Source organism: Cellulomonas sp. GbtcB1, from assembly GCF_019091725.1.
GTDB lineage: Bacteria > Actinomycetota > Actinomycetes > Actinomycetales > Cellulomonadaceae > Cellulomonas.
In genome coordinates this window covers 1-264 of record NZ_JAGXJG010000291.1, presented here as the reverse complement: position 1 = coordinate 264, position 264 = coordinate 1, and the positions used below count along the sequence as shown (strand labels likewise).

The following is a 264-nucleotide window of genomic DNA, read 5'->3' as shown; positions in this document are numbered from 1 at the left end:
CGCGGGCGTCACCGACGGCACCTACTACTTCGCGGTGACGCTGCCCGGGGACTTCTCGACCGACATGGCGTCGATCGGCGGCGACGCCCCGACGTCCGCGGAGATCGACGTCACCTACAACGACGCCAACTCCTACCTGGCCCCGACCCTGGGCCGCAGCGCGATGACGCAGATCCGCGCCGCGGTGTCCGCCACCATCGGCGAGCAGGCCGGGGACCAGGTGCTCGTCGGGCTCGGCTCGGCGCGCGACGGCTTCGCCCAGGC

The 264-nt window shown here is 73.1% G+C and carries 1 pseudogene; it reads left to right on the top strand.

From position 1 onward, the window contains the following. Positions 1-264 (top strand): annotated as a pseudogene (locus tag KVT14_RS20495) (hypothetical protein); the annotation flags it as partial.